The 3,157-nt window shown below is 59.6% G+C and carries 2 protein-coding genes; both read right to left on the reverse strand.

Annotation, left to right across the window (positions count from 1 at the left end; genetic code table 11):
* Positions 1–586 precede the first annotated feature (586 nt).
* Positions 587–1,726 (reverse strand): IS110 family RNA-guided transposase, encoded by a 1,140-nt coding sequence (locus ACXRVZ_RS27410; RefSeq protein WP_458233108.1) that lies wholly within the window; start codon positions 1,724–1,726, stop codon positions 587–589.
* 223 nt (positions 1,727–1,949) lie between these two features.
* On the reverse strand, positions 1,950–3,157 hold a 1,208-nt coding region (locus ACXRVZ_RS27415), incomplete at its 5' end, for a TniQ family protein (protein WP_458233109.1).

A 3,157-nucleotide genomic window follows, 5' to 3' on the forward strand; every position in this document is an offset into this window, starting at 1 on the left:
CGGAGTGGCCCGACGCGACATCGTTCTGATAGCACTGCGGACACCATCTGCGGTACTTGCTGACGAGCAGCGGTCGGTCGCCTGTCAAAGATATTAACCGCTTCAAGGTCAGCTGGTCGAGATTGATCATGGAAAACGTCGATTCAAGAAAGCTGACCACACGCTCCGATACTCCGCAACCAGAGTTGATTAGGTAGAGAGAGTTGCCAGTTGACTGACCGCGGGCTGCTGACACCCCGAATAGCGGCTTCTATGGGGACTTGTTAGTCAAGCGCCTTGTGGCGGTGCTCGTTCATGGATCCGCACAGTCATCCCCTTGAAGTTAACTTGGCGGCGGCGCTCAGCGGATCCAAGGCAGGGGCATGACGAGCGTCCGAGCCAGTGTCCGGACCAGCTTCTATCCGTGTCGAACATGGATGTTCGGCACCAAATGCAACATACGCGCAAATTGCGCTGGCAAACCCCAGTTATCGACGCGCCCCTTCTTTGGGGACGGTCACTCGAGGGTGACCCGCCGAAATTTCGGGCGCGTTGACCTTTGATCACGATGAGTTGATTCCGCCAGGTGCTGCGTAGTTGATAGCTCTCAGCCGACCACGGGCTTGAGAGAGGCGCCCGCTGGAATCTCACCCTGTTTCAGGTACTTCCATAAGGCAATCACAAGGCGCCTGGCCAACGCGACAATTCCCACGCGTCGCATGCGCTTGCCGCCGGCCGCGAATCGCTGGTTGAACCACAAGGTGAGCGCACTGTCGGGCTGCAATTTCAGCCACCCCCAACTCAGCTCTACCAGCAGCGCTCGAACACGTCGGTTTCCGGCCTTGCTGATGCCCTGCTCGTGTTCGCTGTCGCCACTTGAATAGGGCGTTGGAGCCAAGCCCACGCAGCCCGCCACCTCGCGTCGGTTGCTGAACTTGCGCCAGCCGAACAGTTCCGTGACCAACACCCACGCACCTTTCTCCCCAATGGCGCGCAGTCGGCTTAGTTGGGCGACAAGAGGTTGCTTGCCTTCTTCAAGCGCAAGCCGGCGAGCCGATTCCAACGCTCGGATCTGATCCTTGACCAACTTCAGCCGCGCACTCTCACGCTCGATCTCGATGCGCAACACGGGCGGCACCTGGAAGCCGTGCAGGTCCCACCACTTCGCCCAGTCACGTCCGCCGATGACGATTTGCGGGCGAAGGTTGTGCAGCACCAGCAACGCCTGAATTCGAGTCTGGTGAGCGACCCGCTCATGCGTGAGTCGCCCAAGTTCACGATGGGTGCGGCGCTCATCCTCGGCCTCGCGGGACGGTTCACGCAAAACTGACCAGACTCGCTCCCCATTGAGATGGCGTAGCAGCATCGCCAGCAGCTTGTCGCCATCAAGACGATCCGTCTTCGCACGACGTGAACGCCGGTTGACCTCGATGCTCGCAGCGTCGACGACGACGTTGTCGATGCCCTGCTCTTGAAGCCAGCGGTGCAGCCACCAGCCGTCCCGGCCGGCTTCATAGCAACTATGCGTCTTGCATCCACTCGCCAAGCTGCAGCGCGACCGTGCCCTGTTGAAGCAATCGAGCACGGCCACCACGTCGCCCGCGTCAATGCTGTATCGGCTCGGCCCGCGCCGACCGTCGCTGATCGTCAACTTCCAGCGCTTGTCACCGAGCTCGAAGCTCACGTACAAATCACCGGTTTCGGCTGTACGCTGGCCTTGTGGGACTGATGTCGGGGAGATCGCCATTTCCGTTCTCCTTGAGTAGCGAGTTTTGGAAACCTCGTCTTACTCCAACGAGGTCGCTAGGTCAGTCCCACATAGCATCTTTGGGCACATAGCCGTCGCTCGACTGCCCGAGCTGGGCGCCTGCATCCAGCCTGAAGCTGCTGTCGCCTAGCCGAAAGCATCTGTGCAGCGATTGCGGACCGCGCGGCCATCAGTCGGACTCTCACCGACAGCCATCAAGCGGTCATCCGGCATGATGACCACCGGATGCCCGGAGGTCACCTGTGCGCTGCTTGACCATCTCGATGAGCGAAGCCGCTTCAGGGCGCCTCACCGAAATACCTTCCTGCTCGAGCGCTCTGATGAGCGCGCGTCTCGAAACTCGCAACCCCTGTGTCTGCAAAGCAAAGCCAGCTTTCAACGCCGCCGCTTCCAGCGTACTTCGCCGGCGACGCAGCGCTTCCTCCCCTGTCGCTCGACGAAGCGCCACGAAGGACCGAGCAGCCGACTTCGTCTCGTTTGGGAAGTGCAGATACAGCCAACGACTCCCGATACCTAAATGCTTTGCAGCGGCTAATACAGACTTCACCCCTGATACGCCGCCGGCGGCAGCCTTTGCAAGCTCCTTGAGGATTGCAGCGTCATTGTCATATGCACGAGGTGGATCACGGCGGGATGATCTCGCCGACGTCGGGAGCGCCAACGGTGCTTCGGCGGAAGGTACGAACCTATTGGTGAGTACCGCCGTCAACGGCACCCTATAGACGTAGCTGATATCGACGATCGAATCGATGGCCGGCGCCACGGCAGTGCCTAGCCATGTCGACACGACGGATTTGTTTCGACCGATCTGCGTAGCGAAGTGACTGAGCTTCCCTTCGTGAAAGTGGTCGGCGAGCCGCTGGATCGATCCTTTCAAAGCTTGAGTCGGGCTCGTAATAACCTTGTCTGGGCAGTCCAGCAAATCGCCAATCGATCTCGAGACCCACAATCCATAGCGGACGTTCTCATCCCCCGGCTGTCCGCCAGGGCGCTTCGCTGCACCCAACCACCCGAGGCAGTGCGGACAAAAGCCAGACACGTCTCGCCCTGTCAACACCTGCATCCCTTGTGCGCCGCAGTGCACACATGCCGAAACCAAAGTTGACGCATGGACTGCACAGTGGCTTACGCATCCTACGGACCACAGCAAACGGTCATATGCGGAGTGGCCCGACGCGACATCGTTCTGATAGCACTGCGGACACCATCTGCGGTACTTGCTGACGAGCAGCGGTCGGTCGCCTGTCAAAGATATTAACCGCTTCAAGGTCAGCTGGTCGAGATTGATCATGGAAAACGTCGATTCAAGAAAGCTGACCACACGCTCCGATACTCCGCAACCAGAGTTGATTAGGTAGAGAGAGTTGCCAGTTGACTGACCGCGGGCTGCTGACACCCCGAATAGCGGCT

The sequence above is a fragment of the Roseateles sp. P5_E8 genome (genome assembly GCF_054177665.1).

Excerpts from the sequence above, each read along its gene's own strand:
- ACXRVZ_RS27410 (WP_458233108.1), bottom strand. The coding sequence starts at position 1,726 with ATGGCGATCTCCCCGACATCAGTCCCACAAGGCCAGCGTACAGCCGAA.